25 protein-coding genes and 1 pseudogene are annotated in these 19,923 nt (G+C 32.1%); 10 read left to right on the forward strand and 16 right to left on the reverse strand.

Going from position 1 to position 19,923, the window contains the following annotated elements; genetic code table 11:
- The first annotated feature begins 10 nt into the window (after positions 1-10).
- A complete protein-coding gene (locus tag CBF36_RS02930; protein ID WP_125956471.1) occupies positions 11-439 on the forward strand; it encodes a MepB family protein in 429 nt (142 codons plus the stop codon).
- 60 nt (positions 440-499) lie between these two features.
- On the opposite strand, the pseudogene CBF36_RS02935 reads toward CBF36_RS02930, so the two are convergent.
- The 3 genes and pseudogenes from CBF36_RS02935 to CBF36_RS02945 all read right to left on the reverse strand — a co-directional run.
- Positions 500-1,441 (reverse strand): annotated as a pseudogene (locus tag CBF36_RS02935) (trans-sulfuration enzyme family protein); the annotation flags it as partial.
- 331 nt (positions 1,442-1,772) lie between these two features.
- The gene (locus CBF36_RS02940) at positions 1,773-2,150 is read right to left on the reverse strand and encodes a hypothetical protein (protein ID WP_125956473.1); all 378 of its coding nucleotides are present in this window, start codon (positions 2,148-2,150) and stop codon (positions 1,773-1,775) included.
- Between the two features lie 51 nt (positions 2,151-2,201).
- Complete coding sequence (locus tag CBF36_RS02945) at positions 2,202-2,945, reverse strand: class A sortase (protein ID WP_125956475.1); 744 nt, start codon at positions 2,943-2,945, stop codon at positions 2,202-2,204.
- A 72-nt stretch (positions 2,946-3,017) separates the two neighbouring features.
- Between CBF36_RS02945 and CBF36_RS02950 the strand changes: the two genes are divergently transcribed.
- On the forward strand, positions 3,018-3,899 hold the full coding sequence (locus CBF36_RS02950) for an LPXTG cell wall anchor domain-containing protein (protein ID WP_125956477.1): 882 nt from the start codon (positions 3,018-3,020) through the stop codon (positions 3,897-3,899).
- A gap of 48 nt (positions 3,900-3,947) precedes the next feature.
- Here CBF36_RS02950 and yghU read toward each other — a convergent pair whose 3' ends face one another.
- Together yghU and CBF36_RS02960 are read right to left on the reverse strand one after the other, a co-directional pair.
- Entirely contained in the window at positions 3,948-4,733 is a 786-nt protein-coding gene (yghU, locus tag CBF36_RS02955; protein WP_125956478.1) for a glutathione-dependent disulfide-bond oxidoreductase, read from the reverse strand.
- 82 nt (positions 4,734-4,815) lie between these two features.
- Positions 4,816-5,211 (reverse strand): DUF1722 domain-containing protein, encoded by a 396-nt coding sequence (locus CBF36_RS02960; RefSeq protein WP_125956480.1) that lies wholly within the window; start codon positions 5,209-5,211, stop codon positions 4,816-4,818.
- A gap of 88 nt (positions 5,212-5,299) precedes the next feature.
- Between CBF36_RS02960 and CBF36_RS12245 the strand changes: the two genes are divergently transcribed.
- Both CBF36_RS12245 and CBF36_RS02965 read left to right on the forward strand, forming a co-directional pair.
- The gene (locus tag CBF36_RS12245; RefSeq protein ID WP_165865360.1) at positions 5,300-5,437 is read left to right on the forward strand and encodes a hypothetical protein; all 138 of its coding nucleotides are present in this window, start codon (positions 5,300-5,302) and stop codon (positions 5,435-5,437) included.
- Between the two features lie 121 nt (positions 5,438-5,558).
- Positions 5,559-5,768, forward strand: coding sequence for a hypothetical protein (locus tag CBF36_RS02965; protein WP_125956482.1), 210 nt, complete (start codon positions 5,559-5,561; stop codon positions 5,766-5,768).
- Between the two features lie 91 nt (positions 5,769-5,859).
- On the opposite strand, the gene CBF36_RS12250 is transcribed toward CBF36_RS02965, so the two are convergent.
- From CBF36_RS12250 to CBF36_RS02975, 3 genes are all read right to left on the reverse strand, one after another.
- Positions 5,860-6,024: a hypothetical protein gene (locus CBF36_RS12250; protein WP_165865361.1), complete on the reverse strand. Its 165-nt coding sequence runs from the start codon at positions 6,022-6,024 to the stop codon at positions 5,860-5,862.
- A gap of 127 nt (positions 6,025-6,151) precedes the next feature.
- Positions 6,152-6,844 (reverse strand): response regulator transcription factor, encoded by a 693-nt coding sequence (locus CBF36_RS02970; RefSeq protein ID WP_125956483.1) that lies wholly within the window; start codon positions 6,842-6,844, stop codon positions 6,152-6,154.
- Positions 6,822-8,327, reverse strand: coding sequence for a sensor histidine kinase (locus CBF36_RS02975; RefSeq protein ID WP_125956485.1), 1,506 nt, complete (start codon positions 8,325-8,327; stop codon positions 6,822-6,824). The genes CBF36_RS02970 and CBF36_RS02975 overlap by 23 nt, the downstream gene beginning before the upstream one ends.
- A gap of 171 nt (positions 8,328-8,498) precedes the next feature.
- On the opposite strand from CBF36_RS02975, the gene CBF36_RS02980 reads away from it, so the two are divergent.
- Positions 8,499-9,485: a DUF4822 domain-containing protein gene (locus tag CBF36_RS02980; protein ID WP_243637962.1), complete on the forward strand. Its 987-nt coding sequence runs from the start codon at positions 8,499-8,501 to the stop codon at positions 9,483-9,485.
- A gap of 32 nt (positions 9,486-9,517) precedes the next feature.
- Here the strand turns inward: CBF36_RS02980 and CBF36_RS02985 are convergent, their stop codons facing one another.
- From CBF36_RS02985 to CBF36_RS02995, 3 genes are read right to left on the reverse strand one after another with little or no spacing between them, the layout of a single operon-like run.
- Positions 9,518-9,979, reverse strand: a complete 462-nt coding sequence (locus tag CBF36_RS02985; RefSeq protein ID WP_125956489.1) for a cyclophilin-like fold protein — start codon at positions 9,977-9,979, stop codon at positions 9,518-9,520.
- The gene (locus tag CBF36_RS02990) at positions 9,963-10,538 is read right to left on the reverse strand and encodes a DapH/DapD/GlmU-related protein (RefSeq protein ID WP_125956490.1); all 576 of its coding nucleotides are present in this window, start codon (positions 10,536-10,538) and stop codon (positions 9,963-9,965) included. Before CBF36_RS02990 ends, CBF36_RS02985 begins: the two co-directional genes overlap by 17 nt.
- 17 nt (positions 10,539-10,555) lie before the next feature.
- Positions 10,556-11,302: an SDR family oxidoreductase gene (locus tag CBF36_RS02995; RefSeq protein ID WP_125956492.1), complete on the reverse strand. Its 747-nt coding sequence runs from the start codon at positions 11,300-11,302 to the stop codon at positions 10,556-10,558.
- 115 nt (positions 11,303-11,417) lie between these two features.
- On the opposite strand from CBF36_RS02995, the gene CBF36_RS03000 reads away from it, so the two are divergent.
- A complete protein-coding gene (locus CBF36_RS03000) occupies positions 11,418-12,287 on the forward strand; it encodes a LysR family transcriptional regulator (protein WP_125956494.1) in 870 nt (289 codons plus the stop codon).
- Between the two features lie 155 nt (positions 12,288-12,442).
- Here the strand turns inward: CBF36_RS03000 and CBF36_RS03005 are convergent, their stop codons facing one another.
- The gene (locus CBF36_RS03005) at positions 12,443-13,495 is read right to left on the reverse strand and encodes a hypothetical protein (RefSeq protein WP_243637960.1); all 1,053 of its coding nucleotides are present in this window, start codon (positions 13,493-13,495) and stop codon (positions 12,443-12,445) included.
- Between the two features lie 151 nt (positions 13,496-13,646).
- The gene (locus tag CBF36_RS03010) at positions 13,647-14,183 is read right to left on the reverse strand and encodes a ClbS/DfsB family four-helix bundle protein (protein ID WP_125956495.1); all 537 of its coding nucleotides are present in this window, start codon (positions 14,181-14,183) and stop codon (positions 13,647-13,649) included.
- A 184-nt stretch (positions 14,184-14,367) separates the two neighbouring features.
- Here CBF36_RS03010 and cysK point away from each other — a divergent pair, with 184 nt between their 5' ends.
- Complete coding sequence (gene cysK, locus CBF36_RS03015) at positions 14,368-15,300, forward strand: cysteine synthase A (protein WP_125956497.1); 933 nt, start codon at positions 14,368-14,370, stop codon at positions 15,298-15,300.
- Between the two features lie 10 nt (positions 15,301-15,310).
- Positions 15,311-16,057, forward strand: a complete 747-nt coding sequence (gene epsC, locus CBF36_RS03020) for a serine O-acetyltransferase EpsC (RefSeq protein WP_125956499.1) — start codon at positions 15,311-15,313, stop codon at positions 16,055-16,057.
- Positions 16,058-16,065: 8 nt separating this feature from the next.
- Here epsC and CBF36_RS03025 read toward each other — a convergent pair whose 3' ends face one another.
- The 3 genes from CBF36_RS03025 to spxA form a co-directional block, all read right to left on the reverse strand.
- Positions 16,066-16,587, reverse strand: coding sequence for a GtrA family protein (locus tag CBF36_RS03025; protein ID WP_165865362.1), 522 nt, complete (start codon positions 16,585-16,587; stop codon positions 16,066-16,068).
- Between the two features lie 56 nt (positions 16,588-16,643).
- Positions 16,644-17,333, reverse strand: coding sequence for an adaptor protein MecA (locus tag CBF36_RS03030; RefSeq protein WP_125956503.1), 690 nt, complete (start codon positions 17,331-17,333; stop codon positions 16,644-16,646).
- 204 nt (positions 17,334-17,537) lie between these two features.
- On the reverse strand, positions 17,538-17,936 hold the full coding sequence (spxA, locus tag CBF36_RS03035; protein ID WP_125956504.1) for a transcriptional regulator SpxA: 399 nt from the start codon (positions 17,934-17,936) through the stop codon (positions 17,538-17,540).
- A 324-nt stretch (positions 17,937-18,260) separates the two neighbouring features.
- Between spxA and trpS the strand changes: the two genes are divergently transcribed.
- Together trpS and CBF36_RS03045 are read left to right on the forward strand one after the other, a co-directional pair.
- Entirely contained in the window at positions 18,261-19,280 is a 1,020-nt protein-coding gene (trpS, locus tag CBF36_RS03040; RefSeq protein ID WP_125956506.1) for a tryptophan--tRNA ligase, read from the forward strand.
- Between the two features lie 69 nt (positions 19,281-19,349).
- Positions 19,350-19,922 (forward strand): ATP-dependent Clp protease proteolytic subunit, encoded by a 573-nt coding sequence (locus CBF36_RS03045; protein ID WP_125956508.1) that lies wholly within the window; start codon positions 19,350-19,352, stop codon positions 19,920-19,922.
- The last annotated feature ends 1 nt before the right edge of the window (position 19,923 follow it).

A 19,923-nucleotide genomic window follows, 5' to 3' on the forward strand; every position in this document is an offset into this window, starting at 1 on the left:
GATAATATTTTTGATATCTTTAGCCTATATTAATCACTATTTTTCACCCTATTCTTTATCTTATGAGAGACAAAATGCTGACTATGAGGGGATGTTTTTCTATCATTGTTCTATATCTTATAGAAGTCGTTTGGCGAAAAAAACACCTTCTAAACTAGGATATTTCGTCTCTTTCTGGGAAAAAGATACCTCAAATAACAATCAACCTTATTCTTTTTCAAAAGCTCCTGATAACACTTTAATTTGGGTTATAGATGATAACAAAAAAGGGTTATTTACTTTTCCTAAAGAGATTCTATTGCAGAAAACTATTTTACAAACAGCTTCTAAAAAAGGAAAAATGGGAATCAGGGTCTATCCTGATTGGGAAGTAAATTTAAATAACACAGCAAAAAAAACGCAAGAATGGCAAACACATTTTTTTCAACGAATTCAGTAAAACTAGCAAAACCACCCCAAATAAGAATAAAAACTCTTGTCTAGGGTGGTTTATTTTGTTTTATATTGATTTTTCAAGTGCTTGTTCTAAATCATTTATTAAATCATTGGCATTTTCAATTCCAATGGCACAGCGTAGTAACGCTTCTGATATTCCAATTTTTTCTCTTAATTCAGGACTATAGTAGTCATGAGTCATACTTGCTGGATGACATACTAAACTTTCTACACCACCTAAACTAACGGCTAAATTAATAATTTCTAGTCCATCCACAAATTTTTCTGGGCTTGCTTCTGGCACAAGTTCAATTGAAAAGACTGCCCCAATTCCTGATGCTTGTCTGTTTTGAATTTCTGCTTCAACAGCTGAAGAAGATCCAGGATAATACACATTAGCTACTCTTGGATGATTTTCCAAAAACTGGATAATCTGTTTCGTATTTTCCTCTTGTTTATCCATCCTTACAGTAAGTGTTTTGATGCCTTGAATTAAATGATAAGAATCATTTGGACTTAATATGTTACCTAATGTACTTTGAAGTACTTTGATTTCTGCTGCCAACTCATCATTTTCTACTGTAACTAATCCTGCTATAATATCTGAATGCCCACTTAAATATTTTGTTGCTGAATACACCACAATATCAGCTCCTAATTCAAATGGCCTTTGAAGATAAGGTGTCATAAATGTATTATCTATGACAACCAAACAGTCATTTTCATGAGCTAAATCACTCAAACGCTGAATATCTATTACTCTTAGTAGTGGATTAGATGGGGTTTCAATAAAAATCGCTTTAACATTGTCAGATAAATCTGCTGCTGTTAATTGATTCACATCATCTACCAATTCAAAATCAATTCCCTGTCTAGTAAATAATTTATCAGCATATCGATAAGTTCCACCATATAAATCACAATTTAACAATACTTTATCCCCTGTTTTAAACAAATTAAAAACAGTTGTTGTTGCCATACCAGATGAAAAGGCAAATCCATAGCGGACTCCTTCTAATTAACCGACTAGCTCTTCTAAATTAAAACGAGTTGGATTTTCTCCTCTTCCATAACCAAATTCTCGGAAATTTGACAACGTTTTTTAAACATAAGTCGTTGCTAAGTGGATCGGTGGAACAACCGAACCTTTTCTCATTTAATTTTAATAAAGATAACGTATCTTTTTTAAAATGTCAATTTTCAATCAATCTAATATGAAAAGTTATTTCCAAAATATTAAGACTGATGTCAATAAATCCAATACAATTTCAACCATTCCATTCCTGCTTTTCTTATTATTCACTTTTCTTTCACGTTTCATTTTATCTCTCCTTATTCTAATCAATATCTTTTGTATAAATAATCTCACCTTTACTATTGATAATATTTACTTTTTTTATATTTTCTGAATAACGATACAAATTAGTTTCTATTGTTTTATTATTTGCCATAGACCAATCAATTCTATCTTCTAAACGAATTTCTATAGTAGTCGGCTCTTGTACACTTTGATTAGTACTAATAGAATTGATGCTTCGATAAAACGGTAAATTAAGACTTACCATCACATCACTATCCTCAATTGCTAATGACTCTATCTGTTTACTTGACCTAATTTCTTGTATTTTAGTTTGTTGATATCCCAAAACGACTAGCAAGCATAGAATACCTAAAACAAATAATAATACTTTCTGCTTTCTATTTTCCTTCTCCATTTTATCCACCACCTATTTGGTTCATTGTACCACGATAATCATATATTTCGTTTACTCATATACATTTTGTTTTTGATAAAATGACTCCATAATTCTTTTTTCAGTTTTTTCAACAGGTAGTTTCTTTAAAAAAGATGCATTAACCATAAAACGCCCTTCTCCTGTTTCATCACATGTAATAAGTGTTAACTCTGATTGACTGTCATGATCTTCAATCACATGAACATCTGTTGCTTGAATGTATTTCGTTTCTTTCACTTTATACTCATATACATTTTCTAAGTCCGTTAAATAAATCGACATGTCTTCTTTAGCAAGAATGATTGGTCCAAATAGAACTTCTTGATTTAACATATGATGACTAGTCAAAGCGTAATTTCCTTTTCCCATCTCTTGGTCTTTTTTCATCGTACCAGCACCCATTAAAATAGCATAATCAGAAACTCCTCTTAATATAGGTAGATTGATATTTAAATCAGGAATCGTTATACCACCCAATACTGGCACTTTATCATCTTTAAAAGTCGACTTTAATGCTGCCGTAATATCTGCTTTATTAGATTTCGAAAAATCAAAATCATGATTATCCAATTCTTTAGAATGTTTTTTTATCTTATCTTTATCCGTTTCACTAATACTTGGTTTGTCATCCCACTTTAAAATAAAAGAGGTTAATGGTTCATTAAAAACTAAAACTAGAGACACTAATATAATAGTAAATGATAAAAAAAATAATATCGTTCTTCTTCTGTTTAGTTTCTGTTTATTTCTTCTTATTTCTTCTCTTTTTTTCATTTTAATTTACTTTTTCCTTTTTTTTGTGTTATTATGTTAATGTATTATAACATAATATTGGAGGTATTTTAATTGAAAAAGAAAGTTTACGTTGGGTTATTTTCAGCTTTATTGTTAGTTGGCGGAACATCAGTTTACACGTTGGCAGAGGAAACAACTGATGAGGTTAAAACTGAAGAAGTTGCTAAAGAACAAGTGGACGATGTCAAACCTAATTTAGGTAAAGTGACATTGATTGGTGAAGCTTTTAATGATTATGAGCATCTAGGTGGAGACTATGAGTTTTCTGTAGCAAAACCTGCAGAGTTTCAAGGTTTAAAGCCCGGTGAATTAAAAACTATTAATTATCAACATGATCCATCTGATCCTAATCTTATTGGATTTGTCAGACTTTTCCATACTGTGCTAGATAATAAATATGATTCAGAATTATACTATAGAATTTATGACGAGGGAGATAAACTAGTATTCAAACCAACAAAAGGAAACATGAATGTTGGTCAAGAAAATTATCCAGGACAAGTTGGACCGACTCCATATCTTGGTGGAGAAATAAGTGATGGTGCACCGTTCTTCGAAACTCCTAACGGTACTTACAGTGCATTCATTAGAGTTATTTTTACTAACGTACCACAACCTAGTGAAGATGGCGAAAACAATGATACAAATAACGCTGTAGTGGAACAACCTGAAAATACGACAAACAATAGCCAAAATCAAAATGACACAACTGAGTCTAAAAATACGACAGATAACAAAACAAATGCTGTAAAACAAAATGAAAAAGAGTTTGTTAATAACGTTAAAAAAACAGGTGATACTAGTGAAAAATATGCAGATAACAAAAAATTACCTCAAACTAGTCAATCAAACACTGTTTTACCTGGCTTGATGTTACTTTTATTAGGTAGTATGACAGCTGTGTTTGCAAAATTTAAGTTTTCAACAAAATAAATCAAAAAAAATCATCTAACCTTTATGATAAGTTAGATGATTTTTTATTTAATCAATTGATTGATATTTCACTGACAATCCACGTTTTACTGCCGGTCTATCAGCAATTCGGTTTGTCCATTCGATTAAGTTAGAATAGTTAGAAACATCTAAAAATTCTGCAGAACCTTTGTAAAGATTACCCAATACAAGTTGACCATACCAAGACCAGATAGCAATATCTGCAATAGTATATTCCTCTCCTGCAATATAATTTCTATCAGCTAATACTTTATCCAACAAATCTAGCTGTCTTTTTGTTTCCATTGTGTAGCGATCAATTGGATATTTTAATTTTTCAGGAGCGTAGTGGAAGAAATGTCCGAACCCACCACCAACAAAAGGTCCTGAACCTACTTGCCAAAATAACCAATTAAGTGTTTCAGTTTTTCCATGTATATCTGTTGGCAAAAATTTTCCAAATTTTTCAGCTAAATACACTAAAATAGAACCAGATTCAAACACGTCTACTTGAGGAGTTTGACTTTGATCAACCATTGCTGGAATTTTAGAGTTGGGATTAATGGAAACAAAATCCGATCCAAACTGATCTCCTTCACCTATATCAATTTTATATAAGTCATAATATGCACCTTTCACACCTAATTCTTTTAACTCTTCTAATAAAATGGTAACTTTTACACCATTTGGCGTCCCTAAAGAATACACTTGAAATGGCGCATTTCCTACTGGTAATTTTTTCTCAAATCTGCTGCCTGCTGTTGGTCGATTTCCACCTCTATTGGAATTTTCATCTTCCCATTGCCATACATTTGGTAGTTGATAGTCTGTCATCATATCACTCCTTACTTTTATTATACGTTTATGATAGCACTTATAAAAAAAATCTGTCCAATAATTCGTTTTTTATGATTGCCTATTTAGGTGCTAAATCCCACTTCATATTTAATAAATAAGTCTGGTGGTACTTTTGACTTAACTCTTTTAAAAAAATTTCTAATTCTTTACTGTTTAAAGGTGTGGTTTCAATTAAATCTTTGTATTGTTTTTTTTCATCAATGGTCGCAACCTTTTTAAAATAACCCCAAATATGTTGATATGCAACAGTCAATGTTTTATCTGTTGGTTGATAAGTGGCTAACTCTGATAACGTATTTTTATATTGGGTATGTTTTTCTTGCGTCCATTGATTGCCTTTAGCTAGTAAACGGATATCATTATACGCTTGTTGTGAACGAGACATGATCCAATATTTATGTTTAGCCCAAGATGTCTGAAATTCTTTTAATAATTGCTTATCTACCTGTTCCATATACTCTCTCCTATCTTTTCATTGGTTTTACCCCTATATTAAGGTATATTATAAAAGCGAAGACAAATCAATTAAAAGAGGTGATACTATGGGAAAATACCAATTAGATCAAAAAGGAAAAACAGCTGTTTCTAAATATCATGAAAAACAAACACCACATAAAATCGACAAAAAAGAGCAACTTGCTAAATTGCGTGACAGTTACATGAAGAATAAAAAGAAATAGAGATAACAAGTAGCCTAAAATTTGGCTGCTTGTTTTTTCGTTAATCTAACCTTCTCACTATTTCATTCGACTTTCTATAAAAATATATAGTATAATTAAAAAAAGCATTGGAGGGATTTTTATGTCAGAGAAAAAGTTATTGAAGTCAGAGAAAATCCGTATGAAAAATGATCAGTTAAGAGCTCAAGGAGTTAACTTAGAGAAAAAATGGGGGAAAAATCTTGTTAACAGTGGGCTAAGTTCAAGTGCAATGGCAGGTTCTCCTGGAACAAATCCAACAAATTTAGAAATTAAAGAAATGAACTCATTAGAAAACGTTCATGAAAAATAATCAGTTTATTCAAACACCAAAAAGCATCTATAAAATCAGATAATCATTCCTGATTTCATAGATGCTTTTTCTATTTCTATTCATAACCATTCTACTTTTGATTATACTCATCTAATTCTTTTAATTTTTCAACAAATTCTTGATAAAGAGAAGTTGTCCATTCTGATTCAAAATCATCAACATAGCCCTTTTCTTTTTCTTGTTTCATTTTATTTACTTCTGTTGTGTAATAAGAAATCAATTCTTTAATTTCCATGCTGTGTCATCCCCTAAAATGGTTATTCTCTTTTTATATTATCTTGTTTCATTTTTTAAAGTAGGTCAATTTTTGGATTTTTATAACCATTTTTTGACCTATTCATTTTAAAATAGGATGATTTATATTATGAATTAAATCGATAACCACTTCCCCAAACTGTTTCAATTGGAAAATTTTGAACACCCTGTTGCTTTAGTTTTTCTCTAATTCGCTTAATGTGTACAGTGATTGTGGATACGTCACTATAAAAAACATCTTGTTCCCAAATCATTTCAAACAATTTCTCTTTACTCCAAACAGTATTTGGGTGTGTCACTAGAAAAAGTAATAATGAAAATTCTTTCGTGGTAAAAATTACTTCTTCATTATTAATAAAAACTTTTCTAGCAGATGAGTCAATCGCAACATTATCAATTTTTATCACATTTTTTTCTGTAGAGGATTGGTTAGTCAACATAGTAAAACGAGATAAATGAGCTTTTACACGGGCAACTAACTCATTTGGACTAAATGGTTTAATCATGTAATCATCTGCACCTAATCCTAAGCCTCTTATTTTATCAATGTCTTCTGTTTTTGCAGAAACCATTATGATAGGAATTTGTTTCTTTAAACGTATTTGCTTACATATTTCAAATCCATCCATATTTGGTAACATAATATCTAGAATAACCAAATCATATTCGCCATTTATCGCCTCATCCAGTCCTTTTTTTCCATCATGTTCTACATGAACGTCAAACTCGTTAATTTCAAGATAATCTTTTTGTAAACTTGCGATACTCTCATCATCTTCAATAATTAATACATGACTCATTGTTATCTGCTCCTTTTTTCTTTGGTAGAATAATTTGCATCTTAGTCCATTCTTTTTCTTCACTGGTTACAGAGACGTCTCCTCCATGTTGCTTAATAATATATTCTACAATACTTAAACCTAATCCTGATCCTTTTGTAGAAGGGGTTCTTGACTCATCTCCTCTGTAAAATCGGTGAAAAGCTTTATTCGCTTGTTCTTTTGTCATGCCTATTCCATTATCTATTACCTCGATAATGATAGATTGTTCTGTGTTAATTAAAGATAAACTTATCTTAGGTATTTCTTTTGTCCAATCTAAAAATTTCAAGCTATTTTGAATAATATTAGTCAATGCTCGGTGAAATTGAATAGTATCTATCTCATAATAAATGGCTTCTTCAGGTAAATTTAATGTCCATTCAACCTCTTCTTCAACCAAATAATCTTCCATAAATTCTTGTATAAAGCTTGTCAAATTAATCTGTTCATAATGGAAAAGAACGGCATCCATATCAAATTTTGAATATAAAAATAATTCTTCGATTAACTCATTCAAACTTTGAGATTTTTTATAAATCGTTTGTAAGTATCGTTGTTTTTTCTCTTCTGTGTTCGCTACACCATCAAGCATTCCCTCAACATACCCCATAATAGAAGTAATCGGTGTTTTTAAATCATGTGAGATATTAGCGATGAGTTCTTTACGATTATCTTCATACTGCTTACTAAGCTTCTCTGCTTTTTCTAATTCAATCCACATATTTTTAAAGCTTACTTGCAAACGTTCAACTTCTCGCACAATATTTTTTTCTGGAAATTGTTCGATTGTTTCAGATAAATTATCCGATTCTTTCACAAAATAAGTGGCTTCTTCTAAGTGTTCAATAGGTTGAATAATTGTTTTTTTCAAACGATGAATAATTAAAGAAGCTATCAATACGGCTAAAAGGATAATGAACAGGATTAACCATATCCCCCATTTGGTGAAGAACTCTAACAAATTGCTTTCTCTCTTTAAAATAATCATGCTGCCGTATTTGCCATCCTTATACAAAAAATCCGATTTAATATAGTGGTACATCCGTCCAGCATTATCTAGTGTTCCTACTGGCTCAAAATTATTTATTTCATAATCGGGAGCATGAACCTTTAGAGACTTTTCAACTAAACCATCTGAATAATAGGAAAAATCATCTCCTTTTCGAATCACAACATAAAGATTTTTTTCTTCTATTGTTTTGATTAATTGTGTCACGTTATCAGCTAAAGGAAGCATTAGTTGATCAGGATTTTCTTGTATTAAATGGTCTAATCCTAAATAACTATTCTTTTCATCCATTGTCAATGACCGTTGTGTGGTAATCATTTTATAAATCGTTGTAATATTTGGTACTTTACCTAAAGCAACATAAAAAACTAATGAGATAATGAGAAAAAGAGATGCCATCGTAATCATAATGGCACTTATATAAGAATACATAAAACGTTTTTTTATCGTCATAACAGGCCTCCTCTTTCATTCTAGTGTAGCCTATTAAGCTTATTTTATAAACAGATTTATCGAATCGTTCATATTGATTCATTTTTCATTAATAATAGTTCACTTGTAGTTTATTTGGTGTTTATTTTTAACCCCTATACTAAGGTTATAGATAACAAGAGGAGGACACATATTATGAAAAGAAAAGTATATACAGTATTATTTACGACAGCCCTAACAGGAGCCCTTCTTACAGGATGCTCGACAGGTAATCAAACTTCAAATTCTAGTGAGTCTACGTCATCTCAGTCAAGTACAACAACTGATTCTTCTAAAAAAGATGGGGTAGCAAAAGATGACTCGAAAGGCGGGAAGTATACTTCTATCCTATCATCTACTAATTGGCAAGGAACTGTTGTAAAAGATGCAAAAGGGCAAGATTTGACAAAAGAAAATTCAGAATTTATTGGTTTAGCTAAATACGATGCAGAAACTGGATACTATGAATTTTTTGATAAAGAAACTGGGGAAACTCGGGGTGATGAGGGAACATTTTTTATTACAAATGACGGAAACAAACGTATCCTAATCTCTAGTACTAAAAATTATCAAGCAGTCGTTGAATTAACAGAAGTAAGCGACGAGTTATTTACTTATAAACGTATGGGAAAAGATAAAGAAGGAAATGAGGTAGAAGTCTTCGTTCAACACATTCCCTATGACAAAGAGTTAAGCTTTACTAAAGGTCGTGAAGAGCTAACCACCGAAACAGGAACAATTGAAACTAATATTCCCGGAGACACTATTTTAGGAGAAACATTATGGAATGGAACAAAAGTTTATGATGAAAATGGTAATGACTTAACGGAAGAAAATAATATGTTTATCAGCTTAGCAAAATTTGATGCATCAAATAATCAATATGAATTTTTTGATATTGACACTGGAGAGTCTAAAGGCGATTTTGGTTACTTTAAAGTCATTGATCATAATAAACTACGCACCCATGTCTCAATTGGGGAAAATAAATATGGCGCTGTATTAGAAATAACAGAATTAAATGATAAAAAATTTACTTACAAACGTACTGGTAAAGATAAAGATGGGAAAGAAGTAACCGTCTTTGTGGAACATACTCCCTATTCTGGAGAATATAATCCAACCTTTACATTCGAATAAAGAGAAAACCCATCATGTTGTATCATGGTGGGTTATTTGTTCTTTATTAAAATTTCTGTTGAGTTCTTTATATTTTCCAGATAAGATACATCTTTTATTTTACCTACCCTTGTGTATGGATACTTTGTTTCATGCGTTTCATAAAATATAACCAATGTGTTATTTCCAAACAACGTGATATCACCTTTTTCAATTACCCCTATATTTTCAGATTTCATAGAGAGTTCCAATGGCAAGTTAGTAAACCATTCGTTACCATTTAATTCATGAAGTGATAATGACAGAGGTAAATAGTCTTGTAATTCCTTAACTATTTCTTGATTAACAATAAGTAGTTCTATGTCTTCACCATCACTTTGTAGTAATAACTCTTCACTTTGTTTTATATCCTGTGATTGAATCATCTCTTCTCCTGTATCATTAAGTACTTGCTCGCAACCTGTTAATATAATTAACAGAAACATAAGTAAACCTATTTTAGCTTGTTTCATCATTAATCAATCTCTTTACTTTCCTAGCAGGTGTTCCTGACACAACAACATTATCCTCTACATCTTTTGTCACTGTTGAATCTGCAGCAACAATACTATTTTCACCAATTGTCACACCTGGTAACACTGTGACATTCGCACCTATCCATGCATTTCGTTTAACCAAAATAGGTTTTACTGATAATCCTCTTCGTCGATGGACATCTTGTATATGATTGACTGTGATTAGTCGACTCATTGGACCAATCAGCACATCGTCTTCTAGTGTAATCCCTCCTAAATCAACGAACATCACATTTTGATTAATGAATACTCTCTCCCCAAATATAATATGACAACCAAAATCAGTATAAAACGGAAGAGAAATATGAGCTGTTGATGGAATTTTTTTTCTGGTTATTTTTTCTAACGCTTTATGAACATCAGCTTGTTCCTTGTAAGACTGATTTAATTCCATCACAAGGCGTTCATTCTCTCCTTTTGCCCGATGAATTTGTTCATATAGTTCCGTTCCTTTATCAATTTCTTTTCCTTGAATACTTGTTAATAAATCTGATACCATCCTAATTTTTCTCCTTTCTACCAAGGTTGTGTTGTCGGTCCTACAGTAAATTCCGTCACATTAACATCGTCAGGCTGATCAATAGCAAAGGCTACAATACGTGCAATACTATCAGGTGAAATACCATATTGAGCATACATTTGTTGAAAATCATTTAATACTTTTTCTGAACTGATAGTGGATAATAATTCTGTGTTTATTGCAGCTGGATAGATGGTACTCGTACGGATATTTGTCCCTTCCTCTGCTGATTCCATCCTCAACACTTCCATTAAATCTCGAATCGCCCATTTTGTTGCACCATAAACAGCTCCACCAGGATAAGCTTTCAATCCAGCAACTGAAGAGGTTGTAATAATCTGACCTGATTTTTGTTTGATAAATTCAGGTAAGATAGCTTCAATTCCGTTTAAAACGCCTTTTAAATTCACATCAATCATTTGATTCCATTCGGTCATTTTTAATTCAGATAATCTAGAATTAGGCATTAGTCCCGCATTTAAAAACATAACATCAACTTTTCCATAAACTTTTTTTGCTAATTCAACTAGGGAAGTATTATCTTGTGGTTTTGTCACATCCATTACTTGAAAGACTGCTTCTCCTCCTTGATTTAAAATTGTTTGTTGTACAGTTCTTAATTTTTCTTCTCTCCTTGCTCCTAAAACAAGTTTGGCTCCTTTTTTTGCTAAAAGATATGCGGTTTCTTCTCCAATACCTGATGATGCCCCTGTTATAATGACAACTTTTTCTTTAATAGCCATCAATCATTCCTCCTATTTTTCTTGTTAAATATAGTATAATCTGTTAATTTAACTATGTATAATATCTATATTTAATAGTTAAATATAGATAAAAATTATAGGAGAGTGTTTCCATATGGAATTAAGAGTTTTAACTTATTTTTTAACTGTTGCCAAAGAAAAAAATATTAGTCGTGCTGCTAAAGTATTACATTTATCTCAGCCAACTCTTTCAAAACAATTGAAAGAATTGGAAAACGAATTAGGTGTCACTCTTTTTACTCGTGGAAATCGTGAAATCACCTTAACAGAAGAAGGGAATTATCTTAAACAACGTGGAGAAGAAATTTTATCCCTTGTTCAATCAACTACTTCGAATTTAATGAGTGAAGATGTCATTGGTGGACAACTAATGATTGGAAGTGGTGAAACTAGAGGGTTCCAGATTGTTGCATCCGTAGTAAATGAGATGCATAGGGAATACCCCTCTATTAAATGTAATCTTTATAGTGGAAATGCTGATGAGATTACTCGAAAAATAGATGAAGGATTACTTGATTTTGGTTTAGTGATTGATCCTGTTCAAAAAGAAAAATACGATTGTTTTAAATTACCATACAATGAAACTTGGGGAGTATTGTTAAATAAGGAACACCCTTTAGCTTCTAATGTAGCACTCACTGCAGACAATCTTCTGACAATTCCTTTGTTTATTTCTAACCAAGCTATGGTAGAAAATCAAATAAAAGAATGGCAAGGAAATAATATTCCTTTAAATATCATTGGTTTTTATAATTTATTATACAATGCTTCTCTTTTATGTCATGATCCAACTGTTGGTATTCTTTGTATTGATGGAATTATCAACACAACTAATACTGACTTATGTTTTGTTGAACTCTCCCCAAAATTGCAAGCATTTCTTAATTTAATTTGGAAAAAAGATACAGTTCTATCCAATACTGCTAAAATGTTTTTAAAAAAAATAGAAAATATCCAACTTTAAACCTCTTAAATACTATCGCCTAACCCCGAATTCTTAACATTTTAGTCATTCAATCAAAAAACACTCTCTTCTATTGTTGGTAACTACCAACAACAATAGCAGAGAGTGTTTATCAACTTAATTAAATGACTATTTGTTTTTCTAGTTTTCCACCTTTACCAGCTTTTCGAAATATCTATATTTTCTTTTAATTCTTGATAAGTTTGATAAGATGGATGCTTTTGTAGTTCTTGATTATTGATATCTAACGTTTGCTTTTCTTTAATTTCTTCAGTTAGTTTATCCGCAAAATTAATAAACTCATTTTTAGTCGCTTTATTATAATCTAATGAATAATACTTAGATTGACGATAGTAAGGTTTTAGAGCATCTTCTGTCATTTTTTCTGGTTCATCTGCGAAATATTCATCATACTTAACCTCTGTGATTTTATCGTTTGTCGTCACTACTTGTAATCGTCCTATTAATCCATTCGACATTTCTTTAGCGTAACCAAAATATTTATTTTCATATGGTTCTCGTATCCAATCTTGCATTTGCTCTGCTAATGGCATAAATCCTGCACGAGCTGATGTAGAAGAACCTTTTACAGTTAAGAAATCTCCTGTCACACGATTTTCATCTCTCATTTGTTGCTCTAAAAATGTGATGCCATTAACCACAGTGACAAGCGTTTCATCTGTTCGTGTATTATCTGCTTGAAAAAAGGCATAGTCTGACAACCGTTTATTTGCACTAGCATATTTAGGTTCATAATAACTATCACTAGCAAACTCAGTAAACTCAACATCTAAAATATCATGTGTCTTTGGGTCTGTTACCACTTCAACAATCCCATAGTTATTTCCTTGAAATAGGCCTTCATTTTTATAATAATACCCCTCAAGTAATCCTAATGGTGGTTGATTTGACCAAAACATTTTTTTCATTTTTTCTTCTTTTGTATAAATAGCTGGAGGCGTGGAACCAAATGTTGTTTGCGTCGCTCCTGTTACAACGTCATAAGTATATTCATGTTCATCAAATAAGACAGCATTCTCTTTATCAGATGTTTCTTGCGTTTTAGATGAGCTATTACTGACAACAACTTGTTTTTCTTCCATTTTTTCACTCGTTGTTTGCGTTGTTTGGTTAGCTTTATTTCCTGAACAACCAACTAATATTAAACTACTTAATGCCATCATCCAATATTTAGAGGTTAATCTCATACGTATCAACTCTTTTCTTTGACTTATTTTATAATACTTATGATACTAAATATTAATAAACTAGAGATGACATCAGCATTAATTATTCTAACATTTTATAAACAACTATGAACAAAAAAACCATTCCATACTTAAAACATTGATAATGGGGTTATTTTAAAGATTTTTTATACTTATTTATTTTTTTTATAGCCCAATCATAGTGACTTGATGTTGTGGATACACAATAACTCCCTAATGTTGTCCCACCTGTCCAGCTAAAATACCCTTTACTAAATAGTTCATCATTATTAAATGATTGAATACGTTTCATGACTTCTTTATGTGTTCGTTCCATGTCATTTTTTGCTTCTAAATATGTTGTATTGTCATGCTTTTTGGTAAATTCTTCATTCATTTGTCCGTAAGTTCGCCAATTATATGGACTTGGTAAAAAAGAAGTCGTGTTCCCTGCCATGTTACTATCAATCCAATCTATTAGTAACACATGCCACTCATACAGATGAATCAATACATCTTTTACACTTTTGTCTCGATTCCAATGGGCTTCTTTCCCTATTTTCTGCCCATTCCAATCAAATGTTCCGTTAATTTCTTCTTCTGTTAAGCTGTTCAATACTTTTTCTAATTTTTCAAATCCACTTTCAGCTGATAGGATTAAATCTTCTTTTGTTGTCGGTCTAGCCATATTTATCCCCCTTTTAATAATTGCACTATATTTATTATAACCAACTATTAAGCCGATAAATAGATTTATTTAAATGTTTTTCCATTCATATGAACTTTATATTTTGAATAGTCAGTTAAACACGTTATAATTTATATATCTAAAAAATGTGCTAAATATATTTTAATAAAAAGGAGAGAATTTTATGTCTAATATTTATACATCGATTGACCAACTAATTGGAAACACACCCTTACTTGAATTAACATCTTTGGAGGATAGCCAAAAGCTTGATGCAACAATCTTAGCTAAAGTTGAATCATTTAACCCTGGTGGTTCTGTCAAAGATAGAATTGCCAAAGCTATGCTTGATGCAGCTGAAAAAACTGGAAAATTGACAAAAGAAACAACCATTATTGAACCAACCTCTGGAAATACTGGTATTGGATTATCTATGATGGCAGCAGCTCGTGGCTATAAGTTGATTATTGTTATGCCTGAAACAATGTCTGTTGAACGCCGTCAATTAATGAAAGCTTACGGAGCTGAATTGGTTCTAACTGAAGGAGCTAAAGGAATGAAAGGTGCCATTGCTAAAGCAGAAGAATTAGCTGAAAGCATTGATAACAGTTTCATCCCGTCACAATTTTCTAATCCGGCTAATCCTGAAATCCATTATCAAACAACTGGACCTGAAATCTGGAACGCAACTGAAGGAAACGTTGATATTTTTGTTGCTGGAGTCGGAACTGGTGGGACTGTTACTGGAGTTGGAACATTCCTTAAAGAAAAAAATCCAAACGTCAAAATTGTGGCTGTTGAACCAACTGACTCTGCTGTCTTATCTACTGGAGTAGCTGGAAGTCATAAAATCCAAGGAATTGGTGCAGGCTTTGTTCCATCAATTTTAGATACATCAGTTTACGATGAAATTATCACTGTATCCAATGAAGATGCTTTTGCAACAGGACGTTTATTGGCAGAACAAGAAGGAGTGCTTGCAGGAATTTCTTCAGGAGCTGCAACGTTTGCTGCAATGGAGCTAGCTAAACGAGAAGAAAATAAAAATAAACGTATTGTAGTATTGTTACCAGATACTGGGGAACGCTATTTATCTACACCTATGTTTACAGAATAGGACAAAAACTATGAGTAAGAATTACATTGGAATGGAGCAAGTTGTCGAACAGGTTATTTCTGACTTTTTTGCATTACTATTTCCAGCATTTTTTGGTTCACTTGACCAAACGATGACAACATCTACCTTTAACCATTCTCTTGAACAGTTATTATCTTTCACTATCGATCAAAAAAATCAAAGTGAGGTTATTGTAACAAAGTTAACACAACGTCTCTCAAACATTAAACAGTTAATTGATACAGACGTTCAAGCAGCCTATCAAGGAGATCCTGCAGCTAAAAGCACCGATGAAATCATTTTAACTTACCCTGGATTTAAAGCTACTAGCATTCATCGACTAGCACATGAACTCTATCTGTTAGATGTCCCCATTGTGCCACGTATGTTATCTGAAAAAATGCATAGTTTAACTGGGATAGATATTCATCCAGGGGCTCAAATTGGCGCATATTTTTTCATTGATCATGGAACTGGTATCGTCATTGGAGAAACAACTGTGATAGGTGAACGTGTCAAAATTTATCAAAATGTCACTTTGGGCGTGCGTAGCTTTAACGTAACAGAAGATGGAACACTAGCAAAATATGGAAAACGACACCCAAATATTGGCAATGGTGTGGTTGTTTATGCTGGGGCAACTATTCTTGGAGGAGACACATTTATTGGTGATAATACAGTCATTGGAAGTGGAACATGGATTACACGTTCTGTGCCTGAAAATACTGTGGTTGTAAATAAAAATTCAACTTATTAACAAAAGAACTATGAGGAAGAGACCAACTCTCCTTCATAGCTCTTTTTTGCGTTAAAAACAATTCGTTTAGAAACCACATAGTTGATGATTGTAGCCAAAACTTGTGATAAGACGGTAAAAATAAATTCATTTAGTAAATAGGCATTTCCCATATACGGACCAATTAATGGGTGGCGGAATAATAATTGTTGATAATTAATTCGTTGTAAATGAAGCAAAGAAATCATGACTCGACTGTATCTTTCCACAAAAAAGTAGGCAATCCCTAAATCTAACATGATCACAAAAAACCGACCTGCAATAAATTCTATAAACTGCTTCAACGAACGGGCAAATCCTAATCCAGTATTTTTAAACACAAAAAACTTGTTGGCGAAGAATGAAAAAACGATTGCCACACTTTGCGCTAACATAACTGTTATCAATACATTATCCGTCCAATTTTTAGACATAAACCGAATAAAAAAATAAATAAATGTCGCTGTTGTTCCAAAAACGCTATACCACAACAATTCACGTCGTTTAATCACTCTATCACCTCCAAATATATATTCAATCATAAAAAAAGAATGTCCGAAAACATTCTTTACTTAAAGTAGTGTTTCATAATACTTAATGCATTACGGTCAATAATTAACTCACCATATTCATCCAACACATCTTTTGTGATGTTAGTTAACTGCATAAATTCATATATTTTTGAGACATCATTTTTTGCTTGATCCATAGAGCTGTCTTCAAGTAAAAAAGTTAACTGTAAGTAGTATGTATTGTTGTAGAAATAAAGTGACGATAACACATTTAGTAATTGACTGTTTTTAGCTAACTCTACTATGCTTTCAAAATCCTCTGCTTTAAAAACTGTTTCATAAGTTGAGCCAAACATACTATCTTCTAAATAATTAAATTCACCATTTTCTGTTGGTTCCTCTACAGAATCGGTTGCTTCTGTAGAGTGCATTTGACTTTTCAGATAATCAACAAAACCATCTGCCTGTCCATTTTCAAATCCACTAAAGTCAGTTGTTTCATCTATTGACGCATTTTTACTGATAAACAATTCAAGTCCATCATGATTGGGTAGCACTTGGAACGTTACAGCGTCTGTTCCTTGGAACTGTTCATCCACATCCACTTCTTCTAGAATACTATAGAAGAAAGTCTCAATTTGTTTTTGGTTTCCTAACAAATCTAAAAAAGTAATTCCGCGTTCTGCCAAATCATCGTTTCCAATTGATACTCGAATAGTGTTTTCATTAATTCGTTCCATTTCCATACGGCTACACCCCTTTTCAAAAGTATTTATATAGTTCCATTGTATAGCATATTAGTAAAAAGTAAAGAAAATCACCTTTATTTCGTCTATTTTCCCTACGAAAATTAAGAATTTTTAAGAAAAAAAAGATACATTTGAACATACGTCAAATCCATCTTCTTATAACAAGTTTCGCTATTTAATTATGTTGTACAAAATTATCTGTTAAATGCCTGCCATCAGTTGTGCTTGTTTTAATTCAATCGCTCGAACTTCTCTTGGTAAGAAACGACGAATTTCATCTTCGTTGAACCCTACTTGAAGTCGTTTTTCATCAATCATAATTGGACGACGTAATAATCCAGGATTTTTTTGAACTAATTCTAATAACTCTGGAAGTGATAACTCGTCTAAATCAACATCTAACTTTTGAAACACTTTCGAACGTGTCGAGATGATTTCTTCCGTTCCATCTTCTGTCATTCGTAAGATTTCCTTTAGTTCATCTTGTGTCAACGGCTCAGAGAATATGTTACGTTCAACAAACTCTATTTGGTTTTCTTGCAACCAAGCACGCGCTTTTCGACAAGATGTGCAACTCGGTGAAGTGTATAATTTTAACATATATGTCACTTCCTTTCACAAGTAATAAGTAGAAAAAATTTTATTTAACTAAACTATAGTATGTGTAAATTGTACTATAAAAAACCTATGATTACTAGGTTTTTTTGTTATTATATGCCTAATCTTAATACTTTTTTAGAATATCGATCGTATAAAAAAACATGTTTTTTTAATCTTTTATCGAAATTTTCACATGCAATTCTACCTTTTTATAACAAATCAACGTACACCATAAAATTTACTTTCTTTTTATTCCCTATTTATTCTTACTTTCTAGTATAATACACATATGACTAGAAAATTTTATGGAGGCATGATTATTTTATGAAAACTATTTTTTCAGGGATTCAACCAAGCGGCATTCCAACTATCGGAAACTATATTGGCGCAATGAAGCAATTTGTTCAACTGCAAAATGACTATCATTGTTTCTTTTGTATCGTAGATGAACATGCGATTACTGTCCCACAAGACCGTTTAAAACTAAGACAACAAATTTTACAACTAGCCTCTTTATATCTCGCTGTTGGCATTGATCCAGAAAAAGCCACCGTGTTTATTCAATCAGAAGTTCCAGCACATGCTGAGGCTGCTTGGATTGTACAGTGTAACACATCCCTTGGTGAATTGGAACGCATGACACAATTTAAAGATAAATCACAAAAAGTCGGTTCAACTTCTGTTAGTGCTGGATTACTGACTTATCCACCACTTATGGTTGCAGATATTATTCTTTATAATACTGATTTAGTTCCAGTAGGTGAAGATCAAAAACAACATTTAGAATTAACAAGAGATTTTGTTGAACGCTTCAATTCTCGTTATGCTGAAAATCCTAACCAACCTCTTCTTTCATTACCTGAGGTGAAAATTCCGGATAAAAATGCTGGTGGTCGCATCATGAGTTTACAAGATCCAACGAAAAAAATGAGCAAATCAGATAGTAACAGTAAAGGTTTTATTTCAATGCTAGATGAACCAAATATGATACGTAAAAAAATCCGTTCAGCTGTCACAGATTCAAGTGGCAAAATCGAATATGATGTAGAAAATAAACCTGGTGTATCTAATTTACTCGTTATTTATTCTTCTTTATCTGATTACAGTATTGAAGAGCTAGTTGAAAAATATGCAGATGCTGGTTATGCAGAATTCAAAAATGATTTAGCTGAGGTTGTAGTTGCTGCTCTTGAGCCTGTTCAAACGCGTTATAATGAATTATTAAATTCTGAAGAATTGCAAACCATCCTTGATGATGGTGCTATTGAAGCATCTAAAGTAGCAAATAAAACGTTACGAAAAATGAAAAATGCAGTTGGGTTAGGACGTAAAACAAAACGCTAATAATGCGTATATTTTAAGTATCTATGCTAAACTATTACTAAATAATGACTTGAAAGGGGATTTTATTTTATGACAGATAAAACACCAATGGATACAAATACCATGTTAACTCAAAAAATGATTGAAACACGTACTATCTTAATTTATGGAGGAATCGATCAAGACCTAGCAAAAGAAGTCAGCAGTCAATTACTCTTGCTTTCAGCTTTAAATGATGACCCTATTACTATTTATATCAATAGCCAAGGTGGGCATGTTGAAGCAGGAGACACCATTCACGATATGATTAAATTTGTGAAACCTGAAGTAAAAATAGTTGGGACTGGTTGGGTAGCAAGTGCTGGGATTACAATTTTTTTAGCAGCAAAAAAAGAAAATCGCTACTCTCTTCCAAATACTCGATTTATGATTCATCAACCAGCTGGTGGCGTTCAAGGACAAAGTACTGAAATTCAAATTGAAGCGCGTGAAATCGTGAAAATGCGTGAAAGAATCAACCGTTTAATTGCTGAAGCAACTGGACAAACTTATGAAAAAGTCGCAGAAGATACTGACAGAAACTTCTGGATGTCTGTAGAAGAAGCAAAAGAATATGGTATTGTCACAAATATTATTTCGTCTTCTAGCGAATTGGAAAAATAAT

Origin of the sequence: Vagococcus bubulae, from assembly GCF_003950315.1 — a bacterium.
GTDB classification, from domain to species: Bacteria; Bacillota; Bacilli; order Lactobacillales; family Vagococcaceae; genus Vagococcus; species Vagococcus bubulae.

What these genes read in the sequence shown, in the direction of transcription:
- CBF36_RS03030 (WP_125956503.1), bottom strand. Translation starts at nt 17,333, where the DNA reads ATGGAAATGGAACGAATTAATGAAAACACTATTCGAGTATCAATTGGA.
- CBF36_RS02995 (WP_125956492.1), bottom strand. Translation starts at nt 11,302, where the DNA reads ATGGCTATTAAAGAAAAAGTTGTCATTATAACAGGGGCATCATCAGGT.
- cysK (WP_125956497.1), top strand. Translation starts at nt 14,368, where the DNA reads ATGTCTAATATTTATACATCGATTGACCAACTAATTGGAAACACACCC.
- CBF36_RS12245 (WP_165865360.1), top strand. Translation starts at nt 5,300, where the DNA reads ATGGGAAAATACCAATTAGATCAAAAAGGAAAAACAGCTGTTTCTAAA.
- CBF36_RS02965 (WP_125956482.1), top strand. Translation starts at nt 5,559, where the DNA reads ATGTCAGAGAAAAAGTTATTGAAGTCAGAGAAAATCCGTATGAAAAAT.
- CBF36_RS02975 (WP_125956485.1), bottom strand. Translation starts at nt 8,327, where the DNA reads ATGACGATAAAAAAACGTTTTATGTATTCTTATATAAGTGCCATTATG.
- trpS (WP_125956506.1), top strand. Translation starts at nt 18,261, where the DNA reads ATGAAAACTATTTTTTCAGGGATTCAACCAAGCGGCATTCCAACTATC.
- CBF36_RS02985 (WP_125956489.1), bottom strand. Translation starts at nt 9,979, where the DNA reads ATGATGAAACAAGCTAAAATAGGTTTACTTATGTTTCTGTTAATTATA.
- CBF36_RS03000 (WP_125956494.1), top strand. Translation starts at nt 11,418, where the DNA reads ATGGAATTAAGAGTTTTAACTTATTTTTTAACTGTTGCCAAAGAAAAA.
- epsC (WP_125956499.1), top strand. Translation starts at nt 15,311, where the DNA reads ATGAGTAAGAATTACATTGGAATGGAGCAAGTTGTCGAACAGGTTATT.
- CBF36_RS02945 (WP_125956475.1), bottom strand. Translation starts at nt 2,945, where the DNA reads ATGAAAAAAAGAGAAGAAATAAGAAGAAATAAACAGAAACTAAACAGA.
- CBF36_RS02970 (WP_125956483.1), bottom strand. Translation starts at nt 6,844, where the DNA reads ATGAGTCATGTATTAATTATTGAAGATGATGAGAGTATCGCAAGTTTA.
- CBF36_RS03045 (WP_125956508.1), top strand. Translation starts at nt 19,350, where the DNA reads ATGACAGATAAAACACCAATGGATACAAATACCATGTTAACTCAAAAA.
- CBF36_RS12250 (WP_165865361.1), bottom strand. Translation starts at nt 6,024, where the DNA reads ATGGAAATTAAAGAATTGATTTCTTATTACACAACAGAAGTAAATAAA.
- CBF36_RS03005 (WP_243637960.1), bottom strand. Translation starts at nt 13,495, where the DNA reads ATGAGATTAACCTCTAAATATTGGATGATGGCATTAAGTAGTTTAATA.
- CBF36_RS02990 (WP_125956490.1), bottom strand. Translation starts at nt 10,538, where the DNA reads ATGGTATCAGATTTATTAACAAGTATTCAAGGAAAAGAAATTGATAAA.
- CBF36_RS02940 (WP_125956473.1), bottom strand. Translation starts at nt 2,150, where the DNA reads ATGGAGAAGGAAAATAGAAAGCAGAAAGTATTATTATTTGTTTTAGGT.
- spxA (WP_125956504.1), bottom strand. Translation starts at nt 17,936, where the DNA reads ATGTTAAAATTATACACTTCACCGAGTTGCACATCTTGTCGAAAAGCG.
- yghU (WP_125956478.1), bottom strand. Translation starts at nt 4,733, where the DNA reads ATGACAGACTATCAACTACCAAATGTATGGCAATGGGAAGATGAAAAT.
- CBF36_RS02960 (WP_125956480.1), bottom strand. Translation starts at nt 5,211, where the DNA reads ATGGAACAGGTAGATAAGCAATTATTAAAAGAATTTCAGACATCTTGG.
- CBF36_RS03010 (WP_125956495.1), bottom strand. Translation starts at nt 14,183, where the DNA reads ATGGCTAGACCGACAACAAAAGAAGATTTAATCCTATCAGCTGAAAGT.